This window comes from Nostoc sp. (assembly GCF_036917975.1).
Taxonomy (GTDB): Bacteria; Cyanobacteriota; Cyanobacteriia; order Cyanobacteriales; family Nostocaceae; genus Nostoc.
In genome coordinates this window covers 39,123-52,682 of sequence record NZ_JBALEJ010000013.1, presented here as the reverse complement: position 1 = coordinate 52,682, position 13,560 = coordinate 39,123, and the positions used below count along the sequence as shown (strand labels likewise).

At 43.0% G+C, this 13,560-nt stretch carries 15 protein-coding genes and 1 pseudogene; 7 read left to right on the top strand and 9 right to left on the bottom strand.

Features of this window, described 5'->3' with window-relative positions:
- Positions 1-35: 35 nt before the first annotated feature.
- The 4 genes from V7K76_RS04505 to V7K76_RS04490 all read right to left on the bottom strand — a co-directional run bounded on the left by V7K76_RS04505 (position 36) and on the right by V7K76_RS04490 (position 4,192).
- Entirely contained in the window at positions 36-425 is a 390-nt protein-coding gene (locus V7K76_RS04505) for a helix-turn-helix domain-containing protein (protein WP_334777068.1), read from the bottom strand.
- On the bottom strand, positions 391-681 hold the full coding sequence (locus tag V7K76_RS04500) for a BrnT family toxin (RefSeq protein ID WP_334777067.1): 291 nt from the start codon (positions 679-681) through the stop codon (positions 391-393). The genes V7K76_RS04505 and V7K76_RS04500 overlap by 35 nt, the downstream gene beginning before the upstream one ends.
- 139 nt (positions 682-820) lie before the next feature.
- The gene (locus tag V7K76_RS04495; RefSeq protein ID WP_334777066.1) at positions 821-3,073 is read right to left on the bottom strand and encodes an FUSC family protein; all 2,253 of its coding nucleotides are present in this window, start codon (positions 3,071-3,073) and stop codon (positions 821-823) included.
- Between the two features lie 549 nt (positions 3,074-3,622).
- Positions 3,623-4,192 carry a Uma2 family endonuclease gene (locus V7K76_RS04490; protein ID WP_334777065.1) on the bottom strand — a complete coding sequence of 190 codons (570 nt, stop codon included), beginning with the start codon at positions 4,190-4,192 and terminating at the stop codon, positions 3,623-3,625.
- Between the two features lie 213 nt (positions 4,193-4,405).
- Here V7K76_RS04490 and ureE point away from each other — a divergent pair, with 213 nt between their 5' ends.
- The 3 genes from ureE (at position 4,406) to ureG (ending at position 6,215) form a co-directional block, all read left to right on the top strand.
- Positions 4,406-4,852 (top strand): urease accessory protein UreE, encoded by a 447-nt coding sequence (gene ureE, locus V7K76_RS04485; RefSeq protein WP_334777064.1) that lies wholly within the window; start codon positions 4,406-4,408, stop codon positions 4,850-4,852.
- Positions 4,827-5,519, top strand: coding sequence for an urease accessory protein UreF (locus V7K76_RS04480; protein WP_334777063.1), 693 nt, complete (start codon positions 4,827-4,829; stop codon positions 5,517-5,519). The genes ureE and V7K76_RS04480 overlap by 26 nt, the downstream gene beginning before the upstream one ends.
- A 99-nt stretch (positions 5,520-5,618) precedes the next feature.
- Positions 5,619-6,215, top strand: a complete 597-nt coding sequence (ureG, locus tag V7K76_RS04475) for an urease accessory protein UreG (RefSeq protein WP_334777062.1) — start codon at positions 5,619-5,621, stop codon at positions 6,213-6,215.
- A gap of 187 nt (positions 6,216-6,402) precedes the next feature.
- Here the strand turns inward: ureG and V7K76_RS04470 are convergent, their stop codons facing one another.
- The 3 genes and pseudogenes from V7K76_RS04470 to recA all read right to left on the bottom strand — a co-directional run bounded on the left by V7K76_RS04470 (position 6,403) and on the right by recA (position 10,016).
- On the bottom strand, positions 6,403-8,268 hold the full coding sequence (locus V7K76_RS04470; protein WP_334777061.1) for an ABC transporter ATP-binding protein: 1,866 nt from the start codon (positions 8,266-8,268) through the stop codon (positions 6,403-6,405).
- Between the two features lie 117 nt (positions 8,269-8,385).
- A pseudogene (locus V7K76_RS04465) lies at positions 8,386-8,541 on the bottom strand (RRXRR domain-containing protein); the annotation flags it as partial.
- A gap of 395 nt (positions 8,542-8,936) precedes the next feature.
- Positions 8,937-10,016, bottom strand: a complete 1,080-nt coding sequence (recA, locus tag V7K76_RS04460) for a recombinase RecA (protein ID WP_012409437.1) — start codon at positions 10,014-10,016, stop codon at positions 8,937-8,939.
- A gap of 494 nt (positions 10,017-10,510) precedes the next feature.
- On the opposite strand from recA, the gene V7K76_RS04455 reads away from it, so the two are divergent.
- Positions 10,511-10,804, top strand: coding sequence for a type II toxin-antitoxin system Phd/YefM family antitoxin (locus V7K76_RS04455; protein ID WP_334777060.1), 294 nt, complete (start codon positions 10,511-10,513; stop codon positions 10,802-10,804).
- Positions 10,805-10,830: 26 nt separating this feature from the next.
- Here the strand turns inward: V7K76_RS04455 and V7K76_RS04450 are convergent, their stop codons facing one another.
- Both V7K76_RS04450 and V7K76_RS04445 read right to left on the bottom strand, forming a co-directional pair.
- Positions 10,831-11,184: a PIN domain-containing protein gene (locus tag V7K76_RS04450; protein WP_334777114.1), complete on the bottom strand. Its 354-nt coding sequence runs from the start codon at positions 11,182-11,184 to the stop codon at positions 10,831-10,833.
- Positions 11,185-11,230: 46 nt separating this feature from the next.
- Positions 11,231-11,485 carry a hypothetical protein gene (locus V7K76_RS04445; RefSeq protein WP_334777059.1) on the bottom strand — a complete coding sequence of 85 codons (255 nt, stop codon included), beginning with the start codon at positions 11,483-11,485 and terminating at the stop codon, positions 11,231-11,233.
- A gap of 141 nt (positions 11,486-11,626) precedes the next feature.
- Here V7K76_RS04445 and xseA point away from each other — a divergent pair, with 141 nt between their 5' ends.
- The 3 genes from xseA to V7K76_RS04430 all read left to right on the top strand — a co-directional run bounded on the left by xseA (position 11,627) and on the right by V7K76_RS04430 (position 13,490).
- Positions 11,627-12,895, top strand: a complete 1,269-nt coding sequence (xseA, locus tag V7K76_RS04440; RefSeq protein ID WP_334777058.1) for an exodeoxyribonuclease VII large subunit — start codon at positions 11,627-11,629, stop codon at positions 12,893-12,895.
- Complete coding sequence (gene xseB, locus V7K76_RS04435; RefSeq protein ID WP_099102361.1) at positions 12,888-13,115, top strand: exodeoxyribonuclease VII small subunit; 228 nt, start codon at positions 12,888-12,890, stop codon at positions 13,113-13,115. Before xseA ends, xseB begins: the two co-directional genes overlap by 8 nt.
- Positions 13,116-13,343: 228 nt before the next feature.
- Positions 13,344-13,490, top strand: a complete 147-nt coding sequence (locus V7K76_RS04430) for a hypothetical protein (RefSeq protein WP_334777057.1) — start codon at positions 13,344-13,346, stop codon at positions 13,488-13,490.
- Positions 13,491-13,560 lie beyond the last annotated feature (70 nt).

The following is a 13,560-nucleotide window of genomic DNA, read 5'->3' as shown; positions in this document are numbered from 1 at the left end:
CTGTAACAGTAGCAAAATTTGGCGGACAAAGGCTTCTAATTGCGGGAGTGTAATGCTTGGTAAACTGCTTCAGGATTCCCAGCGATCGCCTTAAGATAGGCTTGTGCGGTCTGGTCAGGTTCACTGCGTCCCTGTTCCCAATCCCGTAGAGTACTAAGGGGGATATGGTAACGCGCTGCAAATTCCTCCTGCGTCAGTTGCAAGGCGCGGCGCATTGTCTTGACACGAGGAACACGGCGAGCCTTTTGTATCTCTGCTTCCGTCATGGGAATAGCATCAGGGTCGCTGAATGCAGCAGCTACAACTTCTTCTTCCGTCATGGGACGCATAGGCTGTCGGGAAATGGAGCATTCACTACCGTCCGGTAATATTTCAACCACCGTCCCGTCCTTATGCATTCTGGCGATAGTAGTCTTCTCTCTCATGTTTTGTTGCTCTTCGCGCCGATATTAACCGGATACGGTCACTACGTTCAGTGTAGGTCACGTGGAGGATTATCCCATTATATATGCCGATAAGGTTTATCCGTTCTTCGCCGTAATCCATGCGGTCATCCACCCTCTCAACGGCGAAAGGGTCACGAAACGCTCCAATCGCCTCTTCAAATGAAACACCATGCTTTTGCCAGTTGATAACCGCCTTGTCCTTGTCCCATTCAAAATTATCCGCATTCTGCATCATGTACGGAATACCAGTAGTTCTGTCAACTGTCAACTGTCAACTGTAACTAGAGTTTAGACTAACGTATGACGAAATGACCCAGGAAGACTGAGTTGACAAGCTACACACCTCAAAGGACGGCGGGAGATAAAAATGTGCTTTATTTACTTGACATCAACCGTACCATCGCGGAGTGCATCGCAGTCAATCGCCGAACAATCTGATCAATCTCCAAATCTAATATGCTGTAATCAATGACTGCCTGACGAATCGGTGTATGTCCTAGATTGACGGCTAACTCTTCTATCCGGGCTGTACGTATTGCTTGCAGGTGCGGTTGGATTTTTTGCAGCGTTTCTTCTAAGTCAGGTAAGGGCGGTGGGGGAATTTCCTGCTGTATTGAATCAGCTAATTGCTCTAACATTATCGAAACTTGGCGAACAAAGGTTTCTAATTCCGGGAGTGGGACTGTTCCTCGAAAATGTTCGAGATGTACTGCCAAAACTGTCACAGCGTTAGTAAAACGTCCCATGTAAAGCAGCAGCGTCATTACTGGTTCTACTAATTCTTTGTGCATTTTCGGTTCGCGCAGCAATCCTTGAAAGGAGGCTTGGGCATTGCCAATTGCCAGTCCAGTTTGTCGCCGTTGACTGATAATGGTAGAGTCACGCTCCTTTGTACCCTGGTAAACAGCCATCACATCGCTAAAGTATTTGTGACATTCTCGTAGCGCCGTGGCGAGTTGACTGGGTAAGCGATCGCGTTCCCAGTTTGGCCAGATAAAATAATGACTTGCAAAAGCCAGTCCCGCGCCAATTAATGTATTTAATACCCGAAAGCCTGCAAATTGCCAACTAATGGGATGACGAATATCGATAATCAGTAAGACAAATATTGACAAGAAAACTACTGAATACCCATAGTTGAAACGGATCAGGGAAATGCCAAAAAATACTGTCAGCAGAATGATTATGTCTAATACAACCTTACTCGTGATAGTTGCAAGTAGGACAGCAGCTAAGATAGCTCCCAAGATAGTGCCGCCAACTCGCTGAAAAAACCTCTGGAAAGTTGCACCCAAGTTCGGTTTGAGGACTAGCATGATTGTCAGTGTTACCCAATACCCCATTGGTAAATTGGTAACGCTGTATAATATTACGCCTACAGCCAGACTCACACCAATGCGGAGAGCATGACGAAAGATTGCTGAGTCTAAGGTGAGGTTGTCTTTGAGTAAACTTAAGAGCGATCGCTGTTCCTCTTCAACTAAAAGAAGTCTATCTACATCTGGGCGACTAATTTTACTACGATCTTCCAGAGATTTAGCTGTCTGAGCCGTGTATTGCAATTGCTTGATCAGCTTTTCGATCGTTAGCACCAGGTTAGTGAGAGCAACAAGATTTGTGTAGTCTGTCTCACTCCCCGCAATTGCTTTTCTTCGTAGAGTTTCTTGTTCCTTTAGAGCCTCATAGATGCGCTGAAGATTTCCGAGATCGATGCTAGCAGACTTGCGAGATATGACTTTCGCTATGGCTTGAAGAATAACTGATATTTCTGCGAGTGCATCGTCTACTAACTGCTCGACTGCGTGATATCGCTGATTTTGGAAGTTAGTTTCTAGTAACTCTGTTAGGGCAATCACTGAACCGAGCAAGCGATCGCCATCTTGAATTAGCACCAAAAACTGCTGATTTATCCAACTTTGAGCCGACTGTCCAATCCGTAATGTACCTAAAGTAGTGCGTGCTGTCTCTAATGCCTTTCTAATTTCGAGAATACTTTCAGGTGTTGCTACTTTATCTACAAATTTTTGATCTACAAATTTTTGAATGTAGTTAGCGATACCTCCGGTGAGCTTCGCTAACGCATTTAAGCAATCAGCTAAGGCTACCCGTAGTGGTTCGTAAGGTCTAAAGGGCCACATTACTAAAGAAAGTAGCATCGCCCATGCACCTGCAATTAGACATAATAGCGATCGCATCAGTGCAGTTTCTAAGTTTCCTGGTTGTGCGATCGCGGTAATAAATGATATCCCTACCACCAGACCAACATTTGCCCCAGCATTACCATACAGCGACGCAAAACCTGAAGCAAGTCCCCAAATAAACGTCAGCACCACAGCTAGTACTGGAACTTTAGCGACTAGAGTCCCCACAAATAGTGAAACAGCTATTCCCACAGTCGCCTGTGCCATCGCCTTAGCTTTGATTTGGTAAGGGCCACCAACATTTGCTAAGTTAACAAAATAAGCCATTAAACCAACCAATAATCCGCTTTCCCTTTGGTTGATCAGTTGCCCAATTAGCATGGGAACCCCCAATCCTAATACAGCTCGTAAGCCATTGGATATTGCTGGTTTTCCTGGTTCTGACTGAATCAGAAACTTGAGGAAATTACTTCGATTCAACTGCATTATTTTTGTTAATAAAACAAAATTTCTATCTGAATTTTCTTAATATTCTGATATATTCAGATTTATTCTAATTCATCGTGTGCAAGTAAAAGCTTTTTCAAAAACTAGACATCTCCAGAAATTAAAGATGCGTTACCCAGAACCCTTGTAGAGACGTAGCACTGCTACGTCTCTACATTCTTTTTCGGAGATGTCTACTGAATATTAGGATGCACATTTCGTCACTTTATAATTCATCCTTAATTATTCGTTAGCAGATGTAAGCTTTACCGAAGGCAACAGTACAATTACTGCCATTGGCGTATAAAAAATATTGTATTGATGTAAATATAGCAGTCTTAAATCATTCGTGAAAATTTAAAACCTCGTTTCCAGTCTCCGGCTGGAAATGCAACTCAAAAGCGGCTCTGCCGCCATTAAGAGAGGCGGCAGCCCCAATGACGGGCATTCCCAGTCGGAGACAGGGAACGAGATGAAAGGGAGTAGGGAGTAGGGAGTGGGGAGTAGGGAAACGCGGTTAGATTTCCAAAAATCTTCTCGACTTCGCAATTATTCAGGAAAAAATAAACTGATAGAACAACCAAATCCCGGTAAAAGTGGCGATGTGATTTCATCATCGCCTAGCAAAGTAGCAACTAAAACTAACTGTGCTTTTTCTCGCCGATAAACTTCAACTTGTTTAGTGAAGCGATCGACAATCCAATACTCACGCACACCTTGAACTGAATAAAGTTTCAGTTTTGCTTCCTTGTCTCGAAGTTCGTTTTGTTTACCAGGGGATAAAACCTCTACTACTAACTCTGGTGCGCCTGTCAAATGTCCCGCTTCATCTTCAATTTGCGCCAGTCGTTCTCGACTAACCCAAACTACATCCGGTATAACACTATCCGCTTGCGAAAAAATTACCCCTGGAGCGAAAATTGTTTCTCCTAAACCACTCGAATCTGACCAAACATCGAGTTGTCGGAATATTTTGCCACAAACTTGTTGATGACGGCGGTGAGGAGTGCGAGTCACAAAGAGTTCTCCATGAATAATTTCATAGCGTGTCCACTCATTTTCGGGTAGAACCTCTAAATCGTGAATTGTCCAGCGTACTCCCTCAATGGCTTGGTTCATAATTGTCCCAGTTTGGCTTGCTGCCTTCTTTGCTTAATTTTATCTTTCCTTTAGACATCTCCAGAAATTAAATATGCGTTACCCAGAACCCTTGTAGAGACGTAGCACTGCTACGTCTCTACAATTCTTTTTCGGAGATGTCTTTTGGGCAAGGCAGTTATGGTATTTAAATTAGAACCATAATGAAAAGCTGAAGATCAAACGAAACTCTGTATGCTGACATTTACCGAACTTAAACCACCTAATAGCAATACTGCGGTTACTTTTACTCTGGCGCTGACAGCAGAGGAACGCACCCGCAGTCGTCATCGCTTTGAAACTGAAGATGGTAAGGTTGTGTTTTTACATTTACCCAGAGGAACTGTCTTACACGATGGTGATATTCTGCAAGAAGAAACCCATAGCAATTTAATCAGAATTACTGCTAAACCAGAACTAGTTTTGACTGCCTTTGCCCAAACACCACTTTTACTATTACGGGCAGCATACCATCTGGGAAATCGCCATGTACCTGTAGAAATTACTCAGACTTATTTACGCTTGTCTTCAGATTCGGTTTTACGCACTATGTTGGAACAGCTGGGGTTAGAAGTTAAAGAAGAAATTTTACCATTTCAGCCAGAATTAGGAGCTTATGGACAACACCATCATGCTCACTGATAGTCATCTTTTGAGTATTTTACAGTTGGCTAGCCCCGCTTTGCCTGTGGGAGCATATAGTTATTCTGAAGGCTTGGAAATACTGGTGGAAAATGGTATGATCGCTAACCACACACATCTCAAAGATTGGTTAAAAGCAGAGTTGCTCTACGGGGCAATTCGGTTAGAGGCGGCGGTAATGGTACGATCGCAGCAAGCCGCCAAAATTCCTGATGTTGAGTCCCTATGCCGTTGGAATCTGTGGTTATCCGCCGCTAGGGAAACAGAAGAATTACGCGCCTCTAGTTGGCAGATGGGGCGATCGCTGATCCAATTACTTGGTAAACTAGAACCGCAGATTGTACCTACTGCCAATGCTGTCGGTAATCCTTGCAATTATGCGATCGCTTTTGGCATTGCCATTGCCCATTGGGAAATTAATATCAAAGCCGCATTACTGGGATATCTGCATAGTTGGGCAAGTAATTTGATTACTGCTGGTGTGAAACTGATTCCCCTGGGACAAACAGCAGGACAACGGTTATTGCTAGATTTGCAACCATTACTCAGTGCTGCGACATTGGAAATTCTCGCGTTGGAGGACGATCAACTCGCCTGTTGTAGTTGGGGTTTGTCACTAGCGAGTATGCAGCATGAAACGCAGTATACAAGGTTGTTTAGGAGTTAGGGCAGAAGAATTTTGGATTTTGGATTTTGGATTTTGGATTGAACAATCTAAAATCTAAAATCTAAAATCTAAAATCTAAGATCCAAAATGGTATGACTTATGAATGCATTTAGAGTGGGAGTTGCTGGCCCGGTGGGTTCGGGGAAGACGGCTTTGGTGGATGGTTTGTGTAAGGGGTTGCGTGAGCAGTATCAGATTGCGGTGGTGACAAATGACATTTATACTCAAGAGGATGCTCTGTTTTTAGTGCGTTCTCAGGCGTTGGCTAGCGATCGCATTTTGGGTGTAGAGACTGGTGGTTGTCCTCACACTGCTATCCGCGAAGATGCTTCGATGAATTTGGCGGCAATTGAACAGTTAGAGGAACGTTTTCTCAATTTAGATTTGGTTTTTTTGGAAAGTGGCGGTGATAATCTAGCTGCTACTTTTAGTCCCGAATTAGTGGATTTAACAATTTACGTCATTGATGTTGCAGCAGGTGATAAAATTCCCCGCAAAGGTGGCCCCGGTATTACTAAGTCTGATTTGTTGGTGATTAACAAAACTGACCTTGCGCCTTATGTTGGTGCAGATTTAAATGTGATGGAACGAGATACTAAAAAAATGCGCGGTGATAAACCTTTTATTTTTACTAATTTGAAAACTCAGTCTGGACTTGCAGATGTAATTAACTTTGTTTGCACAAATATCTGTTGAAGAAGAATTCAGGAGTCAGAATCAAGACAACTAAATATGCATATTTAGTGGGAGTGCAAAAACGCTGTTTATTCAGATGTTTGCAGACTCCCTACCCCTTGGCTATCCGCCACTTGTACCGAATTCATGCTGTTAGCGGATAGCTAAGGTTTAGCCCATTCTGACTCCTGACTCCTGAATTCTGTTTCTATAAAGTCCTCAGATGCCGACTTCGCAACCGTTCCGCACTACCAGTAGGAATCGCAGCAATTAATTTTTGCGTGTATTCCTCTTTGGGTTCTTGGTAAATGCTTTCGGCTGTGCCTTCTTCAACAATTTGACCGCGATTCATCACTAAAATGCGATCGCTCATAAATTTCACTACACTTAAATCGTGAGAAATAAAAATATAAGTCAGCTGAAAGTCTGACTGTAATTCTTTGAGAAGATTTAATACCTGCGCCTGTACAGAAACATCCAGCGCTGAAACTGATTCATCGCAGATGATAAACTTAGGCTTTAACGCCAAAGAACGGGCTATGCAAATCCGTTGGCGTTGACCGCCAGAAAACTGATGCGGATAGCGGTTACCTGCATCTGCACTCAATCCCACCCGTTCTAAAAGTTCCACTACTCGCTGGCGTCGTTGTTGCTTAGTCTTCTCAACGGCGTGAATTACCAAAGGTTCCATCACCGCGTCCCCAATCCTCATCCGGGGATCGAGGGAACTAAAAGGATTTTGGAAGACTATTTGCATTTCCCGCCGCAGTTTTTGCAACGGTTCTCCTTTGAGGCTGGTAATATCTTGTTTTTCAAAGATAATCTGACCACTCATCGGCTCAATTAATCGTAACAAGGTTCTACCAAGGGTGGTTTTACCGCAACCAGATTCTCCCACCAAACCTAGTGTTTCCCCTGGTTTGACATCAAAAGAAACGCCATTAACTGCCATATTGTAGCGTTTTGTCCCACCAAACACCCCGCGCACTGGAAAACCAACTTTCAGGTTGCGGATTTGCAGCAGGGGTTCCTTTTGATTAAAGCTTGCTAATCTTGCAGCAATCTCTTCGGTAGTGACTTCTATGGGTTGTGCGGGTTCTTTCGCCTGAATTACTACTTGTCCCGTTGCTGTCTCTTCTGCACTCATGTAATCAGAAACAGTGAGTAATTTTTGGGGACGGCGGTTGAGCGTGGGGCGACAAGCGATTAAACCTTTAGTATATGGATGCTGGGGACTGCTGAAAATTTGCCGAGAAGTACCAGATTCGACAACTTTACCTCTATACATCACTGCTACTTCGTCAGCAATTTCTGAAATTAGCCCCAAGTCGTGGGTGATGAAAATCATTGCCATGTCACGCCTTTGCTGTAATTCTCGTAACAAGTCCAAAATTGTGGCTTGCACCGTCACATCCAAGGCTGTGGTTGGTTCATCGGCAATTAAAATTAATGGGTTACAAGAAATTGCCATTGCAATCATCACGCGTTGCAACTGACCCCCAGAAAGTTCATGGGGGTAGCGTTCTAGCATGGCTTCTTTATGTTCTTTAACCAACTGTGACAACTTTGATGGTGCTAGTTTCGATGAAGTTTCGGTATACTGCTGTTGGATCTCCTCATCGCTAGGTAGAAGTTTAACCTCTTGCAGACCTGCGATCGCAATTTGTCGTGCTTGGGCTGCTGACACATTTTGATGTCGCACAATCGCTTCTATTAGCTGAAACCCTATGTTATAAACCGGATTAAGCGAACTCATCGGTTCTTGAAAAATCATGGCGATGTCGCCACCCCGGTGTAACTGCATTTGTTCAGGAGGCAATTTTACCAAATCGATGGTGTTGCCATTCTCCTGCGGACGAAACCAGATTTCACCGCCAGTAACTATACCGGGAGTTTGCAACAAGCCCATCACAGCTAGGGCTGTCACCGATTTACCACTACCCGATTCTCCTACTATTCCTAGAGTTTCACCTCGATGTAGCGCAAAAGAAATACCATCCAAAGCTCTGTTAATGTTGCCATCACCGGGAAATTCAACTTGGAGGTTGCGAACCTCTAGGACAGTTTCTCTCATAGGAGTTAGGTAGAAATATTAACTTAAAATTATTTGGATTTTAACAATAGTTTTGATCTATATGTCGGTAAATTTGGTTTTTATACTTTTTGGCAGTTTTTCACATACTTTCACCGCTATTTGAGTAATTGGTGCATAACGGCATAATCGCTTTACCCAAGTCTCAATTGTTAAAACGCGGTGCATCAATGATGGAGCTAACCATTCTTCTTTGCGTTTGCGGTTATCAAAACGGGGTTGACGATACCGAGTTTTACGACTGCTTGCACCCTGTCCCCAGCTTCACCCTCCAGAAACCGAGTCTGGTCAGTGTGGGCAGATAAGGAGTCAAATCTGAGTTTGATTGGTAGGGCTTTCACCTACATCTGACCGAGAGTTCAATCTGTTACCCATCGTTGGGTTGAGATTGGATTAGTTATGTACGGGCTGGATACCGGGATTCACTAATCAACGAATCGCACAAACGGTTAGTCTGGTCAGGTGAAGTATCCTACAACAAGCCCCTAGCTTCAGCTATGGGGTTGGTACTCAACTAGAGAACCCTGACTGTCTAGATTTAGGCTTGCATTCAACATACTAAAATAGAGATTTTGAGAAAAAATAAGGTGCGTCATCTATCTTGGTAACGCACCATCTATTAGCAATTGCAGATTAATGAATCCACATTTTTATTCTTCTGGCTCTAAATCGACTTCTTCCTCTTCATCTTCTTCACTGGCTTTAGCTACAGAGTTAGCAGAAACAACAGCGCCTTTATCTAGCTTTTCACGCACCAGTTTCTTAATTTCTTCAGCAAATTCAGGCTTTTCTTCTAGATACTTAATGGCGTTGTCTCGTCCTTGGGAGATATTATCGCCGTTGTAACTATACCAAGCTCCTTTGCGGATAATAATGCCAGTTTCTTCTGCTAGGTCAACAACACAACCCAAGGTAGAAATACCTTTACCAAAAATAATGTCAAATTCCGCTATTCTAAAAGGCGGCGCTACTTTATTTTTGGCGACTTTGACCTTAACGCGATTACCATATTCGTCTGTACCTTTTTTCAAGGTTTGAATCCGACGAATATCCAAACGCACCGAAGCATAAAATTTCAATGCATTACCACCAGTAGTAGTTTCTGGGCTACCATAAGTAACACCGATTTTTTGCCGCAACTGGTTGATGAAAATTACTGTACAACCAGATTTACCAATGTTGCCAGTAATTTTACGTAGAGCTTGGCTCATTAACCGCGCTTGCAGACCAACGTGAGCATCACCCATATCGCCTTCAATTTCAGCACGGGGAACCAGCGCTGCTACTGAGTCAATGACTACAATATCAACCGCAGCAGAGCGAACTAGCTGATCGACAATTTCCAAAGCTGATTCGCCAGTGTCAGGTTGGGAAATCAGCAAATTGTCAATATCTACACCCAATGCGGCAGCATAAGTAGGATCAAGGGCGTGTTCAGCATCAACGAAGGCAGCAATACCGCCATTTCTTTGCACTTCAGCGAGGGCATGTAGCGCTACTGTAGTTTTACCGGAACTTTCCGGCCCATAAATTTCTATTACCCGACCTTTGGGTAAACCACCACCCAATGCTAAATCTAGGGTAAGCGCTCCACTAGAAATTGTTTCCACCCGCATCCGGGTAGCATCGCCCAGGCGCATGATTGCCCCTTTACCAAAGCTGCGTTCAATCTGGTTAAGCACCATAGTCAGTGCTTTTTGCTTGCCAGAAGTATCGGTGTTGATAGCCATTCCTGTCTCTAATGCCTCTTAATATATGGTTTTAAGGAGTGTTGGTTTTGGAGTTTGAGTAGAACAGATATACTATTTTAACCAGAAAATTCTGGAATAGGACTTCTCAAATCAAAAAAGGGGTGTGACAAGATCGTAACTCGATCGCTACCAGATTAGGGTAGTTTTGCACAATCATACCAACTTGCATTCAGAGATAGCTTTTTTTGCCTGGGTAAGCAAGGGTTTTCAAAGAAAAAATAAATTACCTAAACAACACTGTCAGTAGAACCGGACTTGTGAGCATTTGCGAAGGTTGCTAAATTAGGAGCGATCGCCATGCCAATTAGCATATCATCTACAGCGACTTCATTGGGTCGGGGTAAGCTGTAGAAAGCTTCTATGGTAAGTTATATTCATTGCTGAATTAACTATATCTATTTACATCAACGAGCAACAAGTTCTGTGAAGCCAGAATTGAGATGAGAAGAGTTATTCGCTAAAATATAGTCAAAATGTCTAAAATAGTCAAAATTGCTATGCAGACCTACACTCTTACAGATGCTCGTAACAAACATGGTGAGGTTTTTGATAAGGCTACTACTGAGCCAGTTCTACTAACTAAGCAATCACGGCCTAGCCATGTGATTATCTCAGCAGAGAGCTACCAAAAATTAATTAATCGGCTGGAAGAATTAGAGGATATGGTTTTTGGTCAAGCATCTGAAGTTGATCTGAGTCAGTCTAAAATGATTGGTACAGAGGCTTTTACATCTGCATTAGAGCATTTAGCTAATGGCGAAGCTTGAGGGCACTTCATATATCACCATTGTTGCTATAAATGCCAGTTATCTAGCTTTAGTAAATAATTTAAATCCTGAATTCTTTGATAATGAGATAAATTACCCGTAACTAAAGTTAGATTATGACGGATGGCAATTGCAGCAATCATACAATCAGGATAACCAATTCTTTTTCCGGTTGTCTCTAAATCAGCGTAGATTTTCCCTGCTAATACTGCTTCTGCCAAATCAAAGGATAATATCTCCTGTGAATTCACGATAGTTAAAAATTGCTGAAGACGTTTTTCTTGCTTACATTTTTGCCAACCTTCTACAATTTCCATGACTGTAATTGCAGAAATTGTATATTTATCAAACTGATTTAAGTAACTATTGGCTTTGACAATAATACGAGGATTTACTCGTTTAATAATTTATGAAAGAATATCCGTATCAAGTAGAGACTTTTCTAATTAATTCATCTGTTCCAGTACATCCTCTTTTTTCCATCGCCTCAGCAACAATTTCATCAACAATTTCTGGACCATCAGCATATAATCCCATTAAGGGATCGTTTTTCTCCTGAACTTCTGCTAAATGTTCAATTACGTGACTGATCAATTCTGATAAAGTTGATTGATTTACTATTGCCAGAGTTTTTGCTCGTTCAAAGGTGAGTCTGTCTAGTTCAAGTTCTATTTTTTCCATTATGGTTTTAAACTCTGTTTACTGATTAATTTAAGTCTAGTAGATTTTTTGGATATTTTCAGTTTGATTATTCAACAAAATAGCTATCAATTAATGTTATTTGCTAAGATTTGATTAGGTTTTTGCTTTCGTATATCTTTGATGACTTTCGACCTTCCCGACTCTCTGATTCTCGATACGGCGCTTTCGGTATCTGGATTAACTGACTATATCCGCTTGCTGTTAGAGCAAGATGAACAATTACGGCAAGTTTGGGTAACTGGCGAAGTCTCCAGTGCTAACCATCATCGCAGTGGGTTATTTTTCACGCTGCAAGATCCCGATCGCACCGCCGGAATTAAGTGTGTAGTATGGAATAGCCAATTGCCAAAACTCGCCCAAATGCCTGTTCCTGGTGAGCAAATAATCATTTTGGGTAGTATTCGCCTGTATCCGCAACGGGGAGAGTATCAGTTATCAGTTTGGCAGACTCTACCTGCTGGTGTTGGTTTACAGGCATTGCGCTATCAACAACTCAAAAATCGCTTGCTGGCTGAGGGGTTGTTCGACGCGCAAAGAAAGCGATCGCTCCCAACTCACCCCCAAACGATCGCTGTCGTCACTTCCCCAACGGCGGCTGCTTGGGGTGATATTCAAAAAACTCTCAAGCAAAGGTATCCAGGTTTACACGTTTTGTTTTCTCCCGCTACCGTACAAGGTGAGCAAGCACCTGAATCTATCGTTAAGGCAATTGAGCGCGTGGAAAGAGATGGCCGCGCCGAAGTGCTAATTTTATCGCGGGGTGGTGGCGCGGTGGAAGAGTTGGCTTGCTTTAATGATGAACGAGTGGTGCGATCGCTTGCTTGTTGTTCTATTCCTGTAATTACTGGGATCGGCCATCAACGAGATGAATCTTTGGCAGATTTAGTTGCAGATGTATGTGTGCATACACCAACTGCGGCGGCGGAAACGGTTGTACCCGCACTTTCAGAGTTGTATATTGAGCATCGGCAGCGAGTTGTGGCTTTACATGAGGCGGTGCATGACTTTAAAGAAAATGCTGAGAATAAACTGCAAGTATTACGGAATCGTTTGCGACGTTTGCGCTTAGATCGGCAAGTGCAGCAGGAGGTGGAAAAGCTAGCTTGGAAGCGTCAGCATTTGGTGCAAATTACGACGGGGCGATCGCAGCAAGCAACGCAGCATTTAGAATTATTGCGGCAGAAGTTGGCTAGTCTTGACCCGAAAGCAGTGTTGCAGCGTGGTTATGCGGTGGTGCGAAGGAAAGATGGGGCGATCGCTCGTTTGGCGGCGGAGTTGGAAGTGGGAGAAGAGTTAGTGATTCAGTTGGGGCAGGGTGGGGTTAAAGTGAAGGTTATGGAAATAAACGAACCACAGAGGCGCAGAGGACGCAGAGAGGTTAATGGTTAAACGTAAGGGTGCTTCTAGTTCTGAGGAAGGTTGGAATTATGAGGCGAAGGTGGCTGAGATTGAGGGAATTATTACTCGCATTGAGGCGGGTGAGTTGGAATTGGAAGCTGTGTTTGACCAATTTGCAACTGCTGTGGAGTATTTACGTCAGTGTGAAGGTTTTTTGCAGCAGCGACAACAGCAGGTAGATTTGTTGATTGAAACATTAAGCCAAGAGTAGATGCCGGAGACTCTAGTTTGAGTCTAGGCTAGTGTGAATACAGGAGTTTGCTTTTTAAGTGAGGTACAAAATAGAGGACTCAAAATCTCATATATAAAGCAATACAGTTCAGAATGAGCAACAAAACACTTGTAGAGACGGCAATTTATCGCGTCTAAATCCCCGTCACAAAACTTAATTACGAATTATTTAAGCCAGAGTTCTAATGAAGAGTTGGATACACAGAGAATGACTGATGAATTAATTGATTTGACAAACTGCGATCGCGAACTGATCCACATTCCCAGTTTGATCCAGCCTCACGGGGTTTTACTGGTTTTGCAAGATCCCACGCTTCCCTGTAAGGGTACATGGGTAGAGAATTCTGAATTCTGAATTCTGATTCTGACTCCTTTTTATATGCCAACCTGCGGAATGTGGGTTAACATCTACCTGATTAATTAAT

Coding starts and splice junctions, on each gene's coding strand:
- V7K76_RS04505 (WP_334777068.1), bottom strand. CDS start 425: ATGAGAGAGAAGACTACTATCGCCAGAATGCATAAGGACGGGACGGTG.
- V7K76_RS04500 (WP_334777067.1), bottom strand. CDS start 681: ATGATGCAGAATGCGGATAATTTTGAATGGGACAAGGACAAGGCGGTT.
- V7K76_RS04495 (WP_334777066.1), bottom strand. CDS start 3,073: ATGCAGTTGAATCGAAGTAATTTCCTCAAGTTTCTGATTCAGTCAGAA.
- V7K76_RS04490 (WP_334777065.1), bottom strand. CDS start 4,192: ATGAACCAAGCCATTGAGGGAGTACGCTGGACAATTCACGATTTAGAG.
- ureE (WP_334777064.1), top strand. CDS start 4,406: ATGCTGACATTTACCGAACTTAAACCACCTAATAGCAATACTGCGGTT.
- V7K76_RS04480 (WP_334777063.1), top strand. CDS start 4,827: ATGGACAACACCATCATGCTCACTGATAGTCATCTTTTGAGTATTTTA.
- ureG (WP_334777062.1), top strand. CDS start 5,619: ATGAATGCATTTAGAGTGGGAGTTGCTGGCCCGGTGGGTTCGGGGAAG.
- V7K76_RS04470 (WP_334777061.1), bottom strand. CDS start 8,268: ATGAGAGAAACTGTCCTAGAGGTTCGCAACCTCCAAGTTGAATTTCCC.
- recA (WP_012409437.1), bottom strand. CDS start 10,016: ATGGCTATCAACACCGATACTTCTGGCAAGCAAAAAGCACTGACTATG.
- V7K76_RS04455 (WP_334777060.1), top strand. CDS start 10,511: ATGTCTAAAATAGTCAAAATTGCTATGCAGACCTACACTCTTACAGAT.
- V7K76_RS04445 (WP_334777059.1), bottom strand. CDS start 11,485: ATGGAAAAAATAGAACTTGAACTAGACAGACTCACCTTTGAACGAGCA.
- xseA (WP_334777058.1), top strand. CDS start 11,627: ATGACTTTCGACCTTCCCGACTCTCTGATTCTCGATACGGCGCTTTCG.
- xseB (WP_099102361.1), top strand. CDS start 12,888: ATGGTTAAACGTAAGGGTGCTTCTAGTTCTGAGGAAGGTTGGAATTAT.
- V7K76_RS04430 (WP_334777057.1), top strand. CDS start 13,344: ATGACTGATGAATTAATTGATTTGACAAACTGCGATCGCGAACTGATC.